The 18313-nt window shown below is 41.8% G+C and carries 15 protein-coding genes and 1 pseudogene; 4 read left to right on the top strand and 12 right to left on the bottom strand.

Annotated elements, in window-relative coordinates; all coding sequences use genetic code 11:
- Positions 1–30: 30 nt before the first annotated feature.
- From C2M25_RS14230 to C2M25_RS14205, 5 genes are all read right to left on the bottom strand, one after another.
- Positions 31–555, bottom strand: a complete 525-nt coding sequence (locus C2M25_RS14230; protein WP_105181399.1) for a DUF6795 domain-containing protein — start codon at positions 553–555, stop codon at positions 31–33.
- Positions 556–720: 165 nt separating this feature from the next.
- Positions 721–1761, bottom strand: a complete 1041-nt coding sequence (locus C2M25_RS14225) for a GGDEF domain-containing protein (protein ID WP_105181398.1) — start codon at positions 1759–1761, stop codon at positions 721–723.
- A 343-nt stretch (positions 1762–2104) separates the two neighbouring features.
- Positions 2105–4735, bottom strand: a complete 2631-nt coding sequence (gene metH / locus C2M25_RS14215) for a methionine synthase (protein WP_105181397.1) — start codon at positions 4733–4735, stop codon at positions 2105–2107.
- A 9-nt stretch (positions 4736–4744) separates the two neighbouring features.
- A complete protein-coding gene (locus tag C2M25_RS14210; RefSeq protein WP_063706335.1) occupies positions 4745–5812 on the bottom strand; it encodes a homocysteine S-methyltransferase family protein in 1068 nt (355 codons plus the stop codon).
- Positions 5802–6749 (bottom strand): homoserine O-succinyltransferase, encoded by a 948-nt coding sequence (locus tag C2M25_RS14205; RefSeq protein ID WP_105181396.1) that lies wholly within the window; start codon positions 6747–6749, stop codon positions 5802–5804. Before C2M25_RS14205 ends, C2M25_RS14210 begins: the two co-directional genes overlap by 11 nt.
- A 246-nt stretch (positions 6750–6995) precedes the next feature.
- On the opposite strand from C2M25_RS14205, the gene ettA reads away from it, so the two are divergent.
- From ettA to C2M25_RS14190, 3 genes are all read left to right on the top strand, one after another.
- Positions 6996–8669, top strand: coding sequence for an energy-dependent translational throttle protein EttA (gene ettA, locus C2M25_RS14200; RefSeq protein ID WP_105175297.1), 1674 nt, complete (start codon positions 6996–6998; stop codon positions 8667–8669).
- Positions 8670–8807: 138 nt separating this feature from the next.
- The gene (locus C2M25_RS14195) at positions 8808–9173 is read left to right on the top strand and encodes a PilZ domain-containing protein (protein ID WP_105181395.1); all 366 of its coding nucleotides are present in this window, start codon (positions 8808–8810) and stop codon (positions 9171–9173) included.
- A 53-nt stretch (positions 9174–9226) separates the two neighbouring features.
- The gene (locus tag C2M25_RS14190) at positions 9227–10135 is read left to right on the top strand and encodes a histone deacetylase family protein (protein WP_063706325.1); all 909 of its coding nucleotides are present in this window, start codon (positions 9227–9229) and stop codon (positions 10133–10135) included.
- 79 nt (positions 10136–10214) lie between these two features.
- On the opposite strand, the gene cyoE is transcribed toward C2M25_RS14190, so the two are convergent.
- The 6 genes and pseudogenes from cyoE to C2M25_RS14160 all read right to left on the bottom strand — a co-directional run bounded on the left by cyoE (position 10215) and on the right by C2M25_RS14160 (position 15792).
- On the bottom strand, positions 10215–11099 hold the full coding sequence (gene cyoE / locus C2M25_RS14185; protein ID WP_054554292.1) for a heme o synthase: 885 nt from the start codon (positions 11097–11099) through the stop codon (positions 10215–10217).
- 142 nt (positions 11100–11241) lie between these two features.
- Positions 11242–11601 (bottom strand): cytochrome o ubiquinol oxidase subunit IV, encoded by a 360-nt coding sequence (gene cyoD / locus C2M25_RS14180; protein WP_063706320.1) that lies wholly within the window; start codon positions 11599–11601, stop codon positions 11242–11244.
- Positions 11601–12235, bottom strand: a pseudogene (gene cyoC / locus C2M25_RS14175) (cytochrome o ubiquinol oxidase subunit III). Before cyoC ends, cyoD begins: the two are co-directional and overlap by 1 nt.
- Positions 12232–14220 (bottom strand): cytochrome o ubiquinol oxidase subunit I, encoded by a 1989-nt coding sequence (gene cyoB / locus C2M25_RS14170; protein ID WP_105175299.1) that lies wholly within the window; start codon positions 14218–14220, stop codon positions 12232–12234. Before cyoB ends, cyoC begins: the two are co-directional and overlap by 4 nt.
- A gap of 2 nt (positions 14221–14222) precedes the next feature.
- Positions 14223–15137, bottom strand: coding sequence for a ubiquinol oxidase subunit II (cyoA, locus tag C2M25_RS14165; protein WP_063706312.1), 915 nt, complete (start codon positions 15135–15137; stop codon positions 14223–14225).
- Positions 15138–15372: 235 nt separating this feature from the next.
- Entirely contained in the window at positions 15373–15792 is a 420-nt protein-coding gene (locus C2M25_RS14160; RefSeq protein WP_063706310.1) for a hypothetical protein, read from the bottom strand.
- A 414-nt stretch (positions 15793–16206) separates the two neighbouring features.
- Between C2M25_RS14160 and C2M25_RS14155 the strand changes: the two genes are divergently transcribed.
- Complete coding sequence (locus C2M25_RS14155) at positions 16207–17562, top strand: M14 family zinc carboxypeptidase (protein WP_105181394.1); 1356 nt, start codon at positions 16207–16209, stop codon at positions 17560–17562.
- A 213-nt stretch (positions 17563–17775) separates the two neighbouring features.
- Here C2M25_RS14155 and C2M25_RS22040 read toward each other — a convergent pair.
- On the bottom strand, positions 17776–18313 hold a 538-nt coding region (locus C2M25_RS22040), incomplete at its 5' end, for a transposase (RefSeq protein WP_234003584.1).

Below are 18313 nucleotides of genomic sequence, written 5' to 3'. Positions count from 1 at the left end.
TATGTCCTTATAGTTTTGACCTTTGAAATTCTAATCTTCTTTAATCTCTGAAAGATCGAAGTAATCACTTTGTTTTAAAATTTCAAAATCTTTATTCCATCGCCCAATACTTACGGCTTCAAATTTATGACCTTCAACTTTTGTGTTTTCAAATTTAAAGATTATTTTATCACTAGAAATATCAGCAACTAATTGTCCAAGCTTTTTTGCATATTCTTCACGAAAACTAAAACCTGGTAATCTTGCTCCCCATAAGCAGTACTCTTTACTCTTATGTGTTAAAAGAAGTGACTGAGAAGTAAAAATTTCTGCAAAGGGGACTGCGGGTTGGTTAGAGCGAACATTGACTTCTGGAAAATAAAAGCAGCCTTTATCATCGGTATAAGCAAAATCTTCTACATTTTTTCCATCAGAGAAGCGAAGAAACCTTTCTACTTTCACCTTTATTAAAGGTTTGCCATTTTCACTAACTTGACCTTTAACTTCGGGGCATAGATGTACCTTATACGCACCGAAATAGTTACCCAATTTCTTAAATGATTCTAAGAGTGACATTAAAAATGAGCCTTAAAATAGGCTGCGAACTTAACGGAAAGAAGAAGTTGATGATGTTCCTTATCTTGACTCACTATTCACACGCCCTTGTAAATAATGGGTACATCATACATAAATAACCAACAAAAAACAGCTAAGTTAGTACAGTCGTAGAGCAAATATTTATCAAGCTGGCTCATGCTTTGCTAAATCTACCTCAGCGACCGTTTGATTTTTTCCTTGTGATTTAGCGCGGTAAAGTCGTTTATCGGCAATGTTTAAGCAATGATCCATGCTTTCATCAGCAACGCGCACGTACAAGCCAATACTTAAGGTGACATGAAAACGATGCTGACCGCTCGTAAATGGCTTTTCGGCAAGCTTCTTATGGATTTTTTCAGCGACTTTTCTTGCTCTAAGCTCATACCCTGTTGGGATCACAATTAAAAACTCTTCGCCGCCCCAACGGGAAATAACATCGTCTTCTGTGCACACTTCTTTAAAGACATCAGCAAAAAATATTAGCACCTCATCACCCACTTGATGACCGTAGGTGTCGTTGATTTGCTTAAAGTTATCAACATCCATTAGCAAGAACACAGCCCCTTCGCCAAAGCTCTTATCTTGCAAGCACTCAGTTGCGTAGCGACGGTTAGCGAGTTCAGTCATCGCATCAGTACGTGCAAGCTTTTGATTAAGCTTAAGTTGTTCCATTAACTGCAAACTGTATTTGTTGCGGTAATATTCGTAGAAGCCACCCAAAATACATAAAATCGAGAAACACAGCATGACCCGTGTAGGAAAATAATGACTCGGATAACTGTAATAACCAAATTGATCGGTAAAATAGAAAAGCACCGAGATAATACTGGCAAGCAAGATAAGATCGAACGCTCCGCGCTTTAAGCCACGAATAAAAAAGGTCACAGGAGATACGATAAACAACCACAATGGCCCCGTGCCATTACTACCTCCTGATACGATTAAAAAACACATCATCGAATAGAGAGCGTACAGCATAAGTACTGCTATGGTTTCGTCACGATTTTTAATAACGAAAGGTGAGGCAAACACAAAGCCGCCAATAATCAATAAATAGCTAAGGGCATGGTAACCATCTTGATAGCTGGTGATCGCCATTAAAAACGAGGTAATCGAACCAATAAATGCAAAAACACGTAAAAATCGTGCTTTATCTTTGTCACTTGCATTCACTGTATCAATCACAATTTCACCTTAGATTTCTTGATCAATCTCAACAATACCAATCCGCAATAATACTTAATCATTTTGAGGGATTAAACCTGTCGCTAACTGCGTTAAAAATTTCTGATTTAGAACAACTAAATAACGAAATTTTTGCCTTGTTATCAACGAGGTTTTATTGCCTCAAAATAGACCACTTTATTAAGCGAATTGGTATAACTTTAACACAAATATTTAAATTAGAAGGAATTTGCCAGTATTAAAACAATTAAAAAGAAAAAAGTATGATAAAAAATGAGCATAAAAAAACGAGCCATTTGTGGGCTCGTTTTTAATTTAAACAAAAGCTAATAACTAAAGGTTATTATTCTGGTTCATAGCCCAAATTTGGCGACAACCAACGCTCGGCTTCTGCAAGAGTCATGTTGGTACGCTTAGCGTAATCTTCAACCTGATCTTTTTGAATTTGCGCCACTGCGTAGTACTTAGCTTCAGGGTGAGAGAAATACCAACCAGAAACCGCCGCACCTGGCCACATTGCGTATGAACTTGTTAGTTTCATGCCGATACGCTGTTCGGTATTAAGTAACTGCCAGATTTTCTTCTTCTCTGTATGTTCAGGACAAGCCGGGTAACCTGGCGCTGGGCGAATACCTTGGTAGTTTTCACGAATAAGTTCATCATTCGATAGGTTTTCATCTACCGCATAGCCCCAATACTCTTTACGTACTTGCTCATGCAAATATTCAGCAAACGCTTCTGCTAAACGGTCAGCAACGGCTTTAACCATGATCTTATTGTAATCATCTTGCTTAGCATCGAAGGCATCGGCAAGGTCGTCTTCTTCAAGACCACCGGTAACCGCAAACGCACCAAAGTAATCAGGGGTGCCTTTAGGCGCTATATAATCAGCTAAACAGTAGTTAGCAAACTCGGTTTTTTCAGTTTGCTGACGTAAATGACACGATGTAGTTAAAAGCGTTGTACGCGACTCATCAGTGTAAATCTCAATGTCATCCCCTACTCGGTTTGCAGGGAATAAACCAATGACACCTAGAGGTTGTAGTGCACCTGATTGCTCTAGCTCATCAAGCATTGCATTAGCATCAGCGAATAAGCTTTTAGCCTGTTCACCCACAATTTCATCTTCAAGAATACGTGGATACTTACCAGCGATTGACCACGTCATGAAATAAGGTGTCCAGTCGATGTACTGTCTTAACGTCGCAATCGAAACATCTTTAAACTCAGTCACACCCAGCTTTTTCGGCACAGGTGGTGTGTAGTTGTCCCAATCGAGTTTTACAGCGTTGTCGCGAGCACGCTGTAAAGTAACGGGTTTTGAGCGCGGCTTTTTACGTGCTTGTTGTTCACGTACTTTTTCATACTCAGCCTTGGTTTTCTCTAAAAATGCTGGCTTTAACTCTTTTGACAATAAATTAGAAACCACCCCAACAGCGCGGCTGGCGTTATTGACATAAACTACACCTTTATCATACTGAGGCTCAATTTTAACCGCGGTATGCGCTTTAGAGGTTGTTGCACCACCAATCAGTAGCGGTAATTCAAAACCACGACGGGTCATTTCTTTGGCAACATGCACCATTTCATCAAGGGATGGGGTAATAAGCCCTGATAAACCAATAATATCGGCTTTTTCGTCAATGGCGGTTTGCAAAATTTTCTCTGCAGGCACCATCACACCAAGGTCGATAACCTCGTAGTTATTACATTGCAGTACCACGCCTACGATATTTTTACCAATGTCGTGTACGTCGCCCTTAACGGTTGCCATAACCACTTTACCATTGGTTGCGCCCTCTTCTTTTTCAGCTTCAATGAAAGGGTCAAGATAGGCAACGGCGCGCTTCATTACACGAGCTGACTTAACAACCTGTGGTAAGAACATTTTACCTGCACCGAATAAGTCACCAACGACGTTCATGCCGTCCATAAGCGGGCCTTCGATCACTTCGATAGGCTTAGCTTTGCCCTTGCGGCACTCTTCGGTATCTTCATCGATGTATTCGGTAATGCCTTTTACTAGCGCGTGTTCAAGACGCTTTTCAACAGGCCAAGTACGCCATTCTAAATCCTCAACTTTTTCCGCTTGCGTCATACCTGAGTATTTGGGTGCAAGTTCAACTAGTCGCTCACCAGCACCTGGGTCGGTATTGAGGATCACATCTTCCACGGCTTTACGCAGCTCTAAAGGAATATCATCATAAACCGCTAATTGACCCGCATTTACAATGCCCATGTCCATACCCGCTTTAATCGCGTGGTATAAAAACACAGAGTGAATAGCTTCGCGTACTGGGTTATTACCACGGAACGAAAACGACACATTCGATACACCACCCGACACTTTACAGTGCGGTAAGCCTTGCTTAATTCGACGCGTACCTTCGATAAACTCAACCGCGTAGTTATCGTGCTCTTCAATGCCCGTTGCAACAGCAAAAATGTTCGGGTCAAAAATAATGTCTTCAGGCGGAAAACCAATATCTTCAACAAGAATTTTGTAGCTACGCTGACAAATCTCGAACTTACGATCAGCGGTTTCAGCTTGCCCTGTTTCATCAAACGCCATTACAACTGCTGCGGCACCAAAGCGTTTAATTAGCTTAGCTTGGCGGATGAACGGCTCTTCACCTTCTTTAAGTGAAATTGAGTTTACAATGGCTTTGCCTTGAATACATTTTAAGCCCGCTTCAATCACGTCCCATTTCGATGAGTCGACCATGATCGGTACTTTTGAGATATCTGGCTCTGAGGCAATTAAGTTTAAAAACTTTACCATCGCCGCTTTTGAGTCCAACATGGCTTCATCCATGTTGATATCAATCACTTGCGCGCCATTTTCTACCTGTTCACGGGCAACGTTAAGAGCGGTCTCGTAATCTTCTTCCATGATTAAGCGCTTAAACATAGCCGAACCAGTTACATTGGTACGCTCACCGACGTTAGTAAATACAGCAATTTGGTCAGTCATGTCGGTTTCCTAGTTTAAGTTACACGCTTCAAGGCCCGATAAGCGCATACGCACTTCAAGCTCTGGCAATTGACGTGGCTTAACACCACTCAGACCTTTCGCAAACGCCTTAATATGAGCCGGTGTGGTGCCACAACAACCACCTACAATATTAATAAAGCCAGACTTACCCCAGTCGATAATTTCTTTTGCCATTTCAGGGGCTTCTAAATCATATTCACCAAACTCATTCGGTAAACCGGCATTGGGATGCACCGAGGTAAAGGTTTCGCAAACACGTGATAACTCTTCAACATATTGACGCAGTAAATCAGGGCCAAGGGCACAGTTAAGGCCGATTGATAGCGGTTTAATATGGCGAATTGAGTTATAAAATGCTTCTGTGGTTTGTCCTGATAAAGTACGGCCTGAGGCATCGGTAATGGTGCCTGAGATCATCACAGGTAAACTACGACCAGCTTGCTCGAATGCTTCTTCTACGGCAAACGAAGCCGCTTTAGCATTAAGGGTATCAAAGATGGTTTCTATTAAAATAAGGTCAGCACCACCTTCCATCAGTGCCAGTGTTGACTCAACATACGCAGCCACCAGCTTATCAAAGTTGATATTACGGTAACCCGGGTCGTTTACATCTGGAGAGATAGAGCAGGTTTTTGATGTTGGTCCAAGTACACCGGCTACATAACGCGGTTTGCTAGGATCGTTTGCTTCAAACTCATCACAGACGCTGCGTGCAAGTTTCGCTGATTCGAGGTTGATTTCGCGGCTAAGGCTCGCCATATCGTAATCTTCCATCGAAATAGTCGTGGCATTAAAGGTATTCGTTTCGATGATATCAGCCCCCGCCTCTAAATAGGCACGATGAATATCCGCAATGATTTTTGGCTGAGTCAGGCTTAATAAATCGTTATTACCTTTAATAAGTACATGCCAGTCTTTAAAGCGCTCACCGCGATAATCCTGTTCTTCTAATTTATGTTCTTGGATCATGGTGCCCATCGCGCCATCGAGGATTAAAATTCGCTGTTTCAGCGCCTCGGTTAATTGTTCGCGTTTATTCACTGCATTACTCGGCATAGTTGTTAGTCCTTACATCTTGGCTAACTAAGTTAATATCATACGGTGTAGTTTGGTACACATAATAGTTTAACCAATTCGAAAACAATAAAAAGGCATGGCTTTGCCAGGTCTTCGACGGTTCGTTGTCTGGGTTATCGTCTGGGAAGTAATTTTCTGGCTTAGGCGCATCCGCTGATTTTTCTTGGTCGCGCAAATACTCCCCTTTAAGGGTATGTGCATCGTACTCTGGATGGCCAGTAATATACACTTGGCTGCCTGATTTATTTTTAATTAAGTAGGCACCTACTCGCTCAGAACCAGCTAACACCACCAAATCATCGCAGGCAGTGATCTTGTCGATATCAATATGACCATAGCGAGAGTGTGGCACTAAAAAGGTATCATCAAAACCACGAGTGAGTGCTGCATGGTCAAAATAACTTTTATGGGTAAATACGCCGCTTAATTTATTTGGTTTAAGTTCGCGCTTAAGGCCATAGTGATGATATAGACCCGCATGGGCCGCCCAACACGAAAACAGCGTAGACGTAACATGTTGCTCTGCCCAATCTAAAATAACTTTTAGCTCGTCCCAGTAAGCAACTTCGTCATACTCTAAATGAGCAAGCGGTGCCCCAGTGATAATCATGGCATCGTAGTTATTATCTTTCACTTCTGAAAAATAGCGATAAAACGTATCCATGTGCTGCTCAGAGTTACTACTGGTGCGGTGAGTATCTAAGCGCAACAGCTCGACATTAACTTGTAGCGGTGAATTAGCTAACAAGCGAATAAACTGCACTTCGGTTTCAACCTTGTTTGGCATTAAGTTTAAGATGGCCAAACGCATTGGGCGTATCTCTTGCGTTTTCGCGCGACTTTTTGGCATTACAAACACGTTTTCTTGGCGTAACTTTGCAATGGCTGGCAATTCATCTTTTACTGTAATGGGCATAGCTGGCTCCGAGCATACTTATCTGACTGCTAATTATGAACGGATAGTTAGAAATTTCAACCTCTAGATGTTTAGATGTCCAAACGAAATGATCTTTCTGAGTGGTCATTAATTGAAATGTATGGCTTTTTGAGTAAATAACACCTTGATATTAAGCCTATCATAAACGCTGAATTCTGTATTTTGAGGTAGTTTGGGTATACAATACTTGCTGTTAATTTTTATTATAAATTGAAGGCTTCTTTCATGGTGTTACCAGACAAGTTTATATTCTCGATGAGTCGAGTATCTAAGGTTGTGCCACCTAAGCGCACTATCTTAAAAGATATTTCTTTACACTTTTTCCCAGGCGCAAAAATTGGTGTGCTAGGTCTAAACGGTGCAGGTAAATCGACGTTACTGCGCATTATGGCCGGTGTTGACCAAGACTTTGAAGGTGAAGCTCGCCCTCAACCAGGCACTAAAATCGGTTACTTACCGCAAGAACCGCAGCTAGACGAGAACAAAACAGTTCGCGAAACAGTAGAAGAAGCGGTAAGCGAAGTTAAAAATGCATTAAATCGCCTAGATGAAGTATACAACGAGTATGCAATGGACGGCGCTGACTTCGATGCACTTGCGAAAGAGCAAGGCGAACTTGAAGCTATCATCCAAGCACACGATGGTCACAATATCGACAACGTGTTAGAGCGTGCAGCTGATGCATTACGTCTTCCACCTTGGGATGCAAAAATTGAACACCTTTCGGGTGGTGAGCGTCGCCGTGTTGCGATCTGTCGTTTACTACTTGAAAAACCAGATATGCTTATTCTTGACGAACCGACCAACCACTTAGACGCTGAGTCAGTTGCTTGGTTAGAGCGCTTCTTACACGACTACGAAGGTACCGTAGTTGCTGTAACCCACGACCGTTACTTCTTAGATAACGTAGCAGGTTGGATTTTAGAACTTGACCGTGGTGAAGGTATTCCTTGGGAAGGTAACTACTCATCGTGGCTTGAGCAAAAAGATTTACGTTTACAACAAGAACAGAAATCTGAAAAAGCACGTCAAAAATCAATCGCACAAGAACTTGAATGGGTTCGTTCAAATCCGAAAGGCCGTCAAGCTAAGTCTAAAGCACGTATGGCACAGTTCTCTGAGCTACAGCAAAACGATTACCAAAAGCGTAACGAAACGAATGAACTATTCATTCCACCGGGTCCACGCTTAGGTGACCAAGTTATCGAAGTGAAAGGCCTGAAGAAGAGCTTTGGCGATCGCGTATTAATCGATGACCTAAACTTTGCAATGCCGAAAGGCGCTATCGTAGGTATTATCGGTGCCAATGGTGCGGGTAAATCGACGCTATTCAAAATGCTAAGTGGTGAAGAAACGCCAGATAGCGGTGAGATCATTGTTGGTGAAACCGTTGAACTTGCAACGGTTGATCAGTTCCGTGGCGACATGGACGAGAGCAACACGGTTTTCCAAGAAATCTCTAACGGTCAAGACGTATTGAAAATTGGTAACTTTGAATTCCCAAGCCGTGCCTATGTTGGCCGCTTTAACTTCAAAGGTAACGACCAACAAAAATTCGTTAAAGACTTATCAGGTGGTGAGCGCAACCGTTTACACCTAGCGAAGCTATTAAAAGCAGGTGGTAACGTATTACTACTGGATGAGCCAACCAATGACCTAGACGTTGAAACACTACGTGCACTTGAGAACGCTATTTTAGAGTTCCCTGGCTGTGTAATGTGTATCTCGCATGACCGTTGGTTCCTTGACCGTATTGCTACACATATTCTTGATTACCGTGACGAAGGCCAAATTAACTTCTTCGATGGTAACTACACAGAATACGAAGAGTGGTTGAAGAAAACCTTAGGCGCAGAAGCGGCACAACCTAAGCGTATTAAATACAAAAAAATTGGCTAATTAGCTGATATTAAAAAAGCCCCTGTTTAGGGGCTTTTCTATAACTATTAACTTTCATCAGTAATTATCAGCTGTTTTCTCTCATTCATTTCATATTGAACTATACTGTTTAGGCTTAAAAGTATGGAGAATAGAGACATGAATGAACGCAGAGAGTTTTCTAGGGTGCTATTTTCTTGCCCGGCTGTCCTTCATATAGAAGGTAACGACTATCACTGTCAGTTACTTGATCTATCTTTGCAAGGTGCGCTTATTACTAAAAGTGATTCATTTTTAGTACCTATTCATAGTAAAGCTGACTTAATCTTTACCCTGCCAGAGTCATCAATCGAGATTAAAATGCAAGTGGAGCTATGCCATGTTGAGCATCAACATGCAGGCCTTCGCTGTGAACATATCGATATTGATAGTATTACTCACTTAAAACGGTTGATTGAGCTAAATCTGGGTGATGAAGCATTATTACATCGCGAGTTAGGCCATTTAATTCACGCGCCAGAGTAAACTTTTATCGGTAGATTCGTTATGCTGTAGCAAATTCAGCTATTCAATGAGCTATGCAGTTAAATCCCCACTTACCCTTGGTGTATCACCCAAATTACTCGTTTAGTTTCGATCCTAACCATCGCTTTGTGATGAGTAAGTTTGCTTATTTATATGAGCATGTACAAAGCCTTGGATTAATAAATGATAACCTAACTCAACCACTGCTCGGCAGCCCTGAGCCTCTTGAATTAGTGCACTGCGAAAACTATATCCACGACCTTTGGCACAATCGATTAGATGAAAAAGCAATGCGCCGCATTGGCTTACCTTGGTCAAAAGAGCTAATGGCACGTACTTTTACCGCTCCTTTGGGCACCTTGCAAACGGCACGTTTAGCACTTAAACATGGTATTGCTTGCCACTTAGCTGGAGGCACTCACCATGCACATACTGATTTTGGTTCGGGCTATTGCATGGTAAACGACCTCGCGTTTACCAGTGAAACCCTGATAAAAAGTGGTGAAGTGACCAATGTACTTATTTTTGACTTAGATGTTCATCAAGGTGATGGTACCGCTGCGATGTTAGCGCATCAGCCTTATGCTTATACCTGCTCTATTCACTGTGAGAAGAATTTTCCGTTTCGCAAATCAGCCAGTGATTTAGACATAGGTTTAGCGCCGAATGTCGCTGATAGTGAATACTTAGGCGTAGTTGACGATACGCTGAGTTATTTATTAAACACCTTAAACCCAGACTTAGTGCTTTATGATGCAGGTGTTGATGTTTGGCAGCAAGATGGTTTAGGGAAACTCGATATAAGCTGGCAAGGGATTGAGCAACGCGACCATTTAGTTCTCAAGCGTTGCCTTGAGCACAATGTGCCTGTCGCAACAGTAATTGGAGGTGGTTATGATAAGGACCATCGCCGTTTAGCGGCTCGTCATGGCATTGTGGTAGAGCAAGCTGCCCGCTTTTAAAAACGATAAAGAAAAAAGGCCCGGAGGAGACTTCCGGGCCTTTGCTACTGTAACATTGGGATATGTTAGCAACTTTTTTCTAAGTTAAAACAAGTAGCTGTGGAGCTACTGAATGGTAATCTAAAGCCATCGCTATGCTCAAAACCGTGATGTTTACAATTGAAAAAGCAAACACTTGGCGCGCCCAGCCGCTTACATCAATATTGCGACGATAGCCACGGAGCGCCATTAGCAACCACCAAAAACTCGTTGTACAGGCTACAGCCATAAAGGCTAAACCTGTATAACCACTAATGGTTAATAACATCACAACCAACGCATACACGGCGATATATAAAACAATGTGATGCTTTGCCTTCTCGATCCCCTGCGCTACAGGTAACACGGGAATTCTGGCCGCTTGGTAGTCGTTATAACGAAAGATTGCAATTGCATATGAATGAGGCATTTGCCATAGACTAAACATGACCAATAAAATCACAGCACCGGCATCAAACTGCCCAGTCACGGCACAATAACCCACAACAGGCGGTACTGCGCCAGATAAACTACCTACAAAGGTGCCATACACAGAACGACGTTTCATATATAAGCTGTACACACCTACGTAGATGACGTAACCAAAAGTAGCAAATAAGAGTGCCACTACGTTGGTATACACAGCTAATAAACCGAAACCAATAACACCAAGCACGATGCCATGTGCCATAGCCGCCTTTGCTGACATTTCGCCAGTCACTGTGACGCGTTTGCGAGTGCGCGCCATAGCAACATCAATATCACGATCAATTACGTTATTAATCGCGCATCCTGATGCCACTACTAAAGATAACCCTAGCAAGGTTGCGATCATTAACCATGGGTCAATGTCACCACGAGAGGCTAGCAAGAATCCCCCCGCGACAGATATCAAATTACCCATGATAATGCCAGGTTTAGTGACATTTAAATAACGTCGAAACACTTCCTCGACTCCTCTAATTTTCAGCACAAACGCAATATTACGAAAGAAACTAGTTAGTAACAGACTGTAAGAACTGGAGACACAACCTCAGACTAACCAGCTCCTTTCGTAAATCTTTTTACCAATTACAAAGTAATTGTTATTAGTACATCATCATGGCGTTCGATTCGTAGATGATCCACACCGACAAACCAACCACCATCACGATGATTAAAGCACTAAAGATAAACGACATTGAACTTGCTTTGCCGTCTTCAGTTTTGAAGTTTAGGTGTAAGAAATATTTCAAATGCACCCAAATTTGCACAATTGCCATGCTCACGATGCACCATACGGTGGTCGTTTTAGAAAACGAACCACTCATTACAGCCCAAAATGGAATAGCCGTTAAAATCACTGACAATACAAAACCAATTAAATAGTCTTTAACGCTGCCATGTGATTGCTCATTATGTGCGTGTACTTCTAAGTTATTAATTACATGTGATTCACTGTGACTCATTACATTGCTCCCATTAAATAAACAACGGTAAATACACAGATCCACACCACATCTAAGAAGTGCCAGAATAAGCTTAAACAACTTAGGCGTGTCACTGTTTGTGGGTTTAAACCACGGCGAATAACTTCAATCATCATTACCGTCATCCAAATTAGACCCGCAGTAACGTGAAGACCGTGTAAGCCCACTAAAGAGAAAAACGATGTTAAAAAGGCACTTTGTTGCGGGCCATTACCGTGTGCAATTAGGTGATGGAATTCATACACTTCCATACCAATGAACACAGCGCCAAAAGCAAAGGTAACCAGCAACCAAGTTAACGTAGCCGCCTTTTTCTGCCCGTGGCAGAGATCATCGCAAAGCCAAATGTGATACTACTAAGTAGTAGTGCTGCGGTTTCAACCGCCACAAAATCAAGTTCAAAAATGTCTTTACCCGACACACCGCCAGCGGTGTTCATGAACAATACTGCGTAGGTTGCAAAGAATGATGCAAACAGCAGACAGTCAGTCATAAGGTATAGCCAGAAGCCAAATACGGTGTTACCACCTGTATCGTGGTGCTCATGGTCATGTGCATCGACATGACCGTGTGCGCCGTTTAAGGTGTCTAGTCCAGCAGGAATGGCACTCATGCATTCACCTCCTTCGTAGCGGCTGTATTGTGAGCCGTTTCTAGTTCAACAATTTCATCTGGTTGCACGTAGTAATCTACATCGCTGGTGTAACAACGCTTGATGAACACAACAATAGCACCCAGTAAACCAAAGGCTGCAAGCCACCAAATGTGCCAGATCATGGCAAAACAGAAGGTTGTTATACCTGCGCTCATTAACACACCTGCCGGTGTATTTTTTGGCATGTGAATTGGGCTATAAGACGCTTCTTGTTTGTAAGCTAGGCCTTTTTCTTTCATGTCTGTCCACGCATCGATGTCATCAATATGTGGGATTTTTGCAAAGTTGTAGTACTGCGGAGGAGAAGCAGATGCCCACTCAAGAGTATGACCATTCCACGGATCGCCCGTTGTATCATCAAGTTGCTCGCGGTTTTTGAAGCTCACTACAAGTTGTACAACTTGGAATAAGATACCGAACAGAATGATTACCGCACCGCCAGCTGCAATGTATAACCAGATATTCCAATCAGGGTTGTTAGTGTGGTTTAAGCGACGTGTCATACCTAAGAAACCAAGTACGTATAACGGCATGAATGCAACGAAGAAACCAATTAACCAACACCAGAAAGACTTTCTGCCCCAGCTTTCATCAAGCTTGAAGCCCATTGCTTTAGGGAACCAGTAAGCAAAACCTGCTAAGTAACCAAATACCGCACCACCAATAATAGTGTTATGGAAGTGAGCGATTAAGAATAAGCTGTTATGTAATACGTAGTCAGCACCTGGAATTGCAAGTAGAACACCCGTCATACCACCGATAGTGAACGTCACCATAAAACCCAAAGTCCAAAGGACAGGCACAGTAATACGTAAACGACCACGATACATAGTGAACAGCCAGTTAAACAACTTAACCCCGGTCGGTACTGCAATAACCATGGTCATAACACCAAAGAAGGCATTAACGTTAGCGCTTGAACCCATCGTAAAGAAGTGATGAAGCCAAACGATGAAACCTAAAATTGAAATTGCACCACTTGCGTAAACCATCGACTTATAACCAAACAGACGTTTACCCGCAAACGTAGAGATTACTTCTGAGAAAATACCAAACGCAGGTAAGATCAGAATGTAAACTTCAGGGTGACCCCATGCCCAGAATAAGTTGATGTACATCATCGCGTTACCGCCAGCCGCATTCGTAAAGAAGTGGAAGTCTAGGTAACGGTCAAGGGTAAGCATTGCCAGTACCGCTGTTAAAATAGGGAACGATGCTGCAACTAAGATATTTGCCCATGTACATGTCCATGTGAAAATTGGCATTTTCATCAATGTCATGCCTGGCGCACGCATCTTAAATACGGTTGCTAAGAAGTTTACCGCTGTTAATAAGGTACCCAAGCCGGATATCTGCAAGGCCCAAATATAGTAATCGACCCCGACACCTGGACTGAATGACAATTCAGACAACGGTGGATATGCAACCCAACCCGTTTTTGCAAACTCACCAAAGAATAATGAGATATTGATAAGAATTGCACCGCCAGCAGTTAACCAAAAGCTAAGGTTATTTAAGAATGGGAATGCAACATCACGAGCACCAATTTGCAGAGGTAAAATGATGTTCATTAAACCAATCATAAACGGCATCGCCATAAAGATGATCATGATCACCCCATGCGCCGTAAAGATTTGGTCATAATGCTCTGGTGGTAAGTAACCACTTGCACCGCCAGTAGCCATTGCTAATTGCAGTCGCATCATAATAGCATCCGCGAAACCACGGAAAAGCATGATAAGCGCAAGAATGATGTACATAACACCTAAACGCTTATGGTCAATTGAGGTGATCCAGTCGTGCCAAATCACGCCCCATTTTTTATATTTTGTTACTAAGCCTGCCACTAACAGACCTAAGACAGCAACGACCGCCATGGTAACCATGATAATTGGTTCATGGTACGGGATTGCGTCTAATGTTAATTTACCTAACAACGACATGATTATTCCTCGTCCTCGCTGTGCTTCTTGTGAGCAGAGTGCTCAGGCATAGCGTGTTGCATTGCAGCGTGTGAGCCATGCGCTTGCATATATTTCATTACGATTGAATGGAACATATCTTTATCTACGCTGGCATAGTATTTAACTGGGTCGTATTCACTTGGTTTTGCAAGCTCAACATAGCTTTGCTTAGTCAGTGCAGAGCCGGTGTTTTTCACTTTGTTAACCCATGCATCGAAATCAGCTTCAGTGGCTGTTGCAATGGCATCGAACTTCATACCAGTGAAACCTGCACCGCTGTAGTTAGCAGAGAAACCTTTAAAAGTACCTGGCTCATCAGCGATTAGGTGAAGCTTTGTTTCCATACCAGCCATTGAGTAAATTTGGCTACCAAGCTGTGGGATGAAAAACGAGTTCATGGTGCTTTCAGAGGTGATTTTGTACTGCACTGGCACATTGGCAGGAAAAACAAGTTCATTTACTGTTGCGATACCTTGCTCTGGATAAATGAATAACCATTTCCAGTTCAAAGAAACAACTTCAACAGTAAGGTGCTTACCTTTACCTTCAAGTGGTTTATATGGGTCAAGTTGTTGTGTTGACTGCCATGTGATCACACCTAAAATCGCAACGATAATGATAGGTATGGTCCAAACTACAGCTTCAATCTTGGTAGAGTGCGCCCACTTTGGAGCGTAAATTTCTTGATCTCGTCCATCACGGTATTTCCATGCAAAATAAATTGTCATGGCAATAACTGGAATTACGACAATCAGCATTAACACCGTAGCTACGATAATTAAATACTTCTCGTCGACACCAATTTGACCTTTTGGATCGAGTACCCCGCCTTTACAGCCAGACAAAGCCAGCACTAAAGACGCTAGAGCAATATTACAAAGGTTTCGAATTGACAAAGGAATATCCTACAACCTAAAAGTTAACACTTGTCGAAATAAGTACACGACGCTTTTCTGCAACAGATGCTACAGATATCCCCTGCTGATTAACGAGCACGACAAATCGACACGCTAAAAAGTGAGGGATTTTAGGTTGGCTGACTGAAATTTGGGCGTAAAAAGCCCACTAGGTGCTTAGTAAAGACAACTTAGTAAACGACTAAAATGGCTGAACTTAAGCAACAAAGCTTAATTACAGACAACCACTTACACGAGGAGGAGCACGACAGCCATGAGCGCTGTGTACTACTAAAGACTTTATCGTTTCACGCGCAGCGAAGGCCGCTTTACGTAAAATGACACCTGCACGACGCGCAGGGAAGAAATGGAAGACCAACCAGCATAGACCAATTAGTAACTGGCAAGACACCACTGGGTAAGCTAAAAAGCTCAAGACATTAAGTAATGGTGTTTCGTATAAAGCACCTTCGCTTAATAAGCTTCTTAGCCCGTGAGCATCTTCTAATGTACCGTTGATTAGCATAGCTGAATTAATCAGCAACAAGGCTAAAACTGACATTAATTCTTTACCAGCAAAAAACGCACGCGCAGCCAATTGCAATCTAGCTAAACTAGACTGTTTGACACCTTGTGACTGATTAATTGCTCGCAAAACTCACGCCTTTTATCGCTTTTACTGCATTTCAGGTAAGTGGCTTACCCTATTTTTAAATGCGGTAACATGATCTTCATCAATAAAGTTTCAGTAATTACTGAAATTTCGATGTGGAGTATAACAAAGTCAACAGACGGTACAAGTAGAATTTCAAGACGCAAGGTTAAGTGTTGTTTAGCCATTTGATAACAAAGTGTAAAAAAGCAATCTTTTTTAAGCTAAGTAATTAAAATTAATACTGTATTTTATATAGCGAAAAGCAATGAAGAAAAAGAAAATAGCATAAAAATAGCGATTTAAAGCATACTTAGTCAGCAGCAATCGAAGCTTTATTACTGAACAAGGATTAGCCAAACAAGTTTAAATATAATATTCTTACAAATATCAAAACAAAGAATAAAAGAGATAATTATGCGCCAATACGCACTCGTCACAGCCCTTTTGGCATTAAGTAATACAGCAATTGCAAAAACGATTGAAGATACCGCTGTAGCTGGCTTAGATAAACCTGCGATTTACTACGCCGATATAGAACCCCACTTAAAAAGCGCAGCAAAACACACCAGCGTCACATTAAAACAAATCGGCACCTCTTTCCAAGGACAGGCACTTAATTCTCTTAAAATCGGCACAGGCCCAATCAAAGTGATGATGTGGAGCCAAATGCACGGCGACGAAAATACAGCAACTGCCGCACTGATGGATTTTTTAAGCTTTATAACCGCAGATGAAAACGCACAATGGCTACAAAGCTGGCAACAGAAAATAACCCTTCTCATAATCCCGATGGTGAACCCCGATGGCGCTGCTGTTCAAACCCGCCATAATGCTCAAGGCATTGATTTAAATCGAGATGCAAAAGCCCTTCGCACAAAAGAAGGGCAAATACTCATGGCTGCAGCAAATGAATTCAAACCTGACTTCGGCTTTAATTTACATGATCAGAATGCATATTACGGTGCAGGTAAAATGGGAAAACAAGCCTCTATTTCAGTGCTAGCACCTGCCTATAATGAAGCAAGAGAAGTAAATAAAATTCGTGGTGAGGCTATGCAGTTTATTGCTCATTTAGCCAAAACGGTTGAAACCATGATCCCAGGGCACTTGGGGAAGTACAACGACAGTTACTCTTACCGTAGTTTTGGTGATACTTTTTCAGAAAAAGGTATCCGAACTATATTAATTGAATCAGGTACTTACCCAAACGACCCAAACCGACAAATAGCCCGTAAAGTTAACCGTGTTTTATATAAAAAAACCATTGATTCAATAACTTCGGGAGAGTGGCAAAGCGCTAAAATAGCCCAGTACCACGCCATTCCATATAATGCTAAAGATAATTGGGTAGACTTACTAATAGACGATGTAACTGTAAAGAGTGAGCTAGGTGATTACCAGATAGATATTGCAGTCAATAACAAAGGACAGTCACCCACAATTAAAGAATTGGGTGATATAAGCAGTATCCGTCAAGGTTACACGAGTTTGGATGCAAGCAGCCTAAGCTTTAGAACCGGTAACAGTTTTGTTTTAAATGAGTCGTTGACGCTTACAGAAAGTAAATATAAAGCGCTTTTAAAACAAGGGTACAATTGCTTTTCTGGCGACATTAGTATGCTAGATAACGCTACAACATGGCCTGTATACGCGTGCAAAAGTGTATTCACATCAATACCTTCACTTAATGCACCTGCCGCCTTTTTCTTACAAGCAAACGGTAAAAATAAGTACGCGATTTTAGGGGCTGAGTTAATTAATTTAGAATAAACACGATTTGGAAGGACAGGCACTGTTAAAAGTGCCTGCTAAACCTTCAGAGACCTTAGATTATTTGATCTAAAATATTCGTTCCGTAGGCAACCTACCCTATTGGCTTAACACGCAAATAAAAACCAAGATAAAAGGTATAGCTATCTGTGAATTGAAAGTACAAGAGTGCAGCAATAATTTACAAAAATTAAAAGAGATTTATTTTAAAGCTTAGCTAGCAAGTAATAACTTACAGCTTGTTAGGTTACTTCGTCGCTTACGAGCCGTTTTACTGCAATAACGTTCAATAGCCCCCATTCGACCTGCAGCTCCATGAAATAAATTTTCAAACTGTGTTGTGAGCGTTAACCATTTTTCCGGTTCGAAATTCAGCCTTTCAAGAATTGGAGGTAAATGATGCTCAATATATCCGGGCTTATCCGAACAAATACAACGCCCAGTTTGCTCTACTAGTAACAGGTATGACTTTAATTCAAAAGGTATTCCCTTTGATTTATACTTACTCATCCCACCAACAAAACGAGCTAATAACTTAGGTTGTTTTGAATCCTTTACGCTCTGGCATCGCTTTTTAAAACTTGTATAGTTAGATTGTTCAGGCGTTCTTGCGACCTTTGCACGAACAGGGTTTAAATCAACATAGGCCATGCAGGCTAAAAGCGCTGATTCATCCAATAATGCTTGGCTCTTAAAGCGTCCTTCCCAAAAATGGCCGGTACACTCGTCTTCTTTATTTGCTCGTCTGGCA

The sequence above is a fragment of the Pseudoalteromonas sp. T1lg21 genome, from assembly GCF_002964625.1.
Classification (GTDB): domain Bacteria; phylum Pseudomonadota; class Gammaproteobacteria; order Enterobacterales; family Alteromonadaceae; genus Pseudoalteromonas; species Pseudoalteromonas gelatinilytica.
Note: the sequence above shows the minus strand (reverse complement) of the source record. Positions and strands in the feature narration are given on the sequence as shown.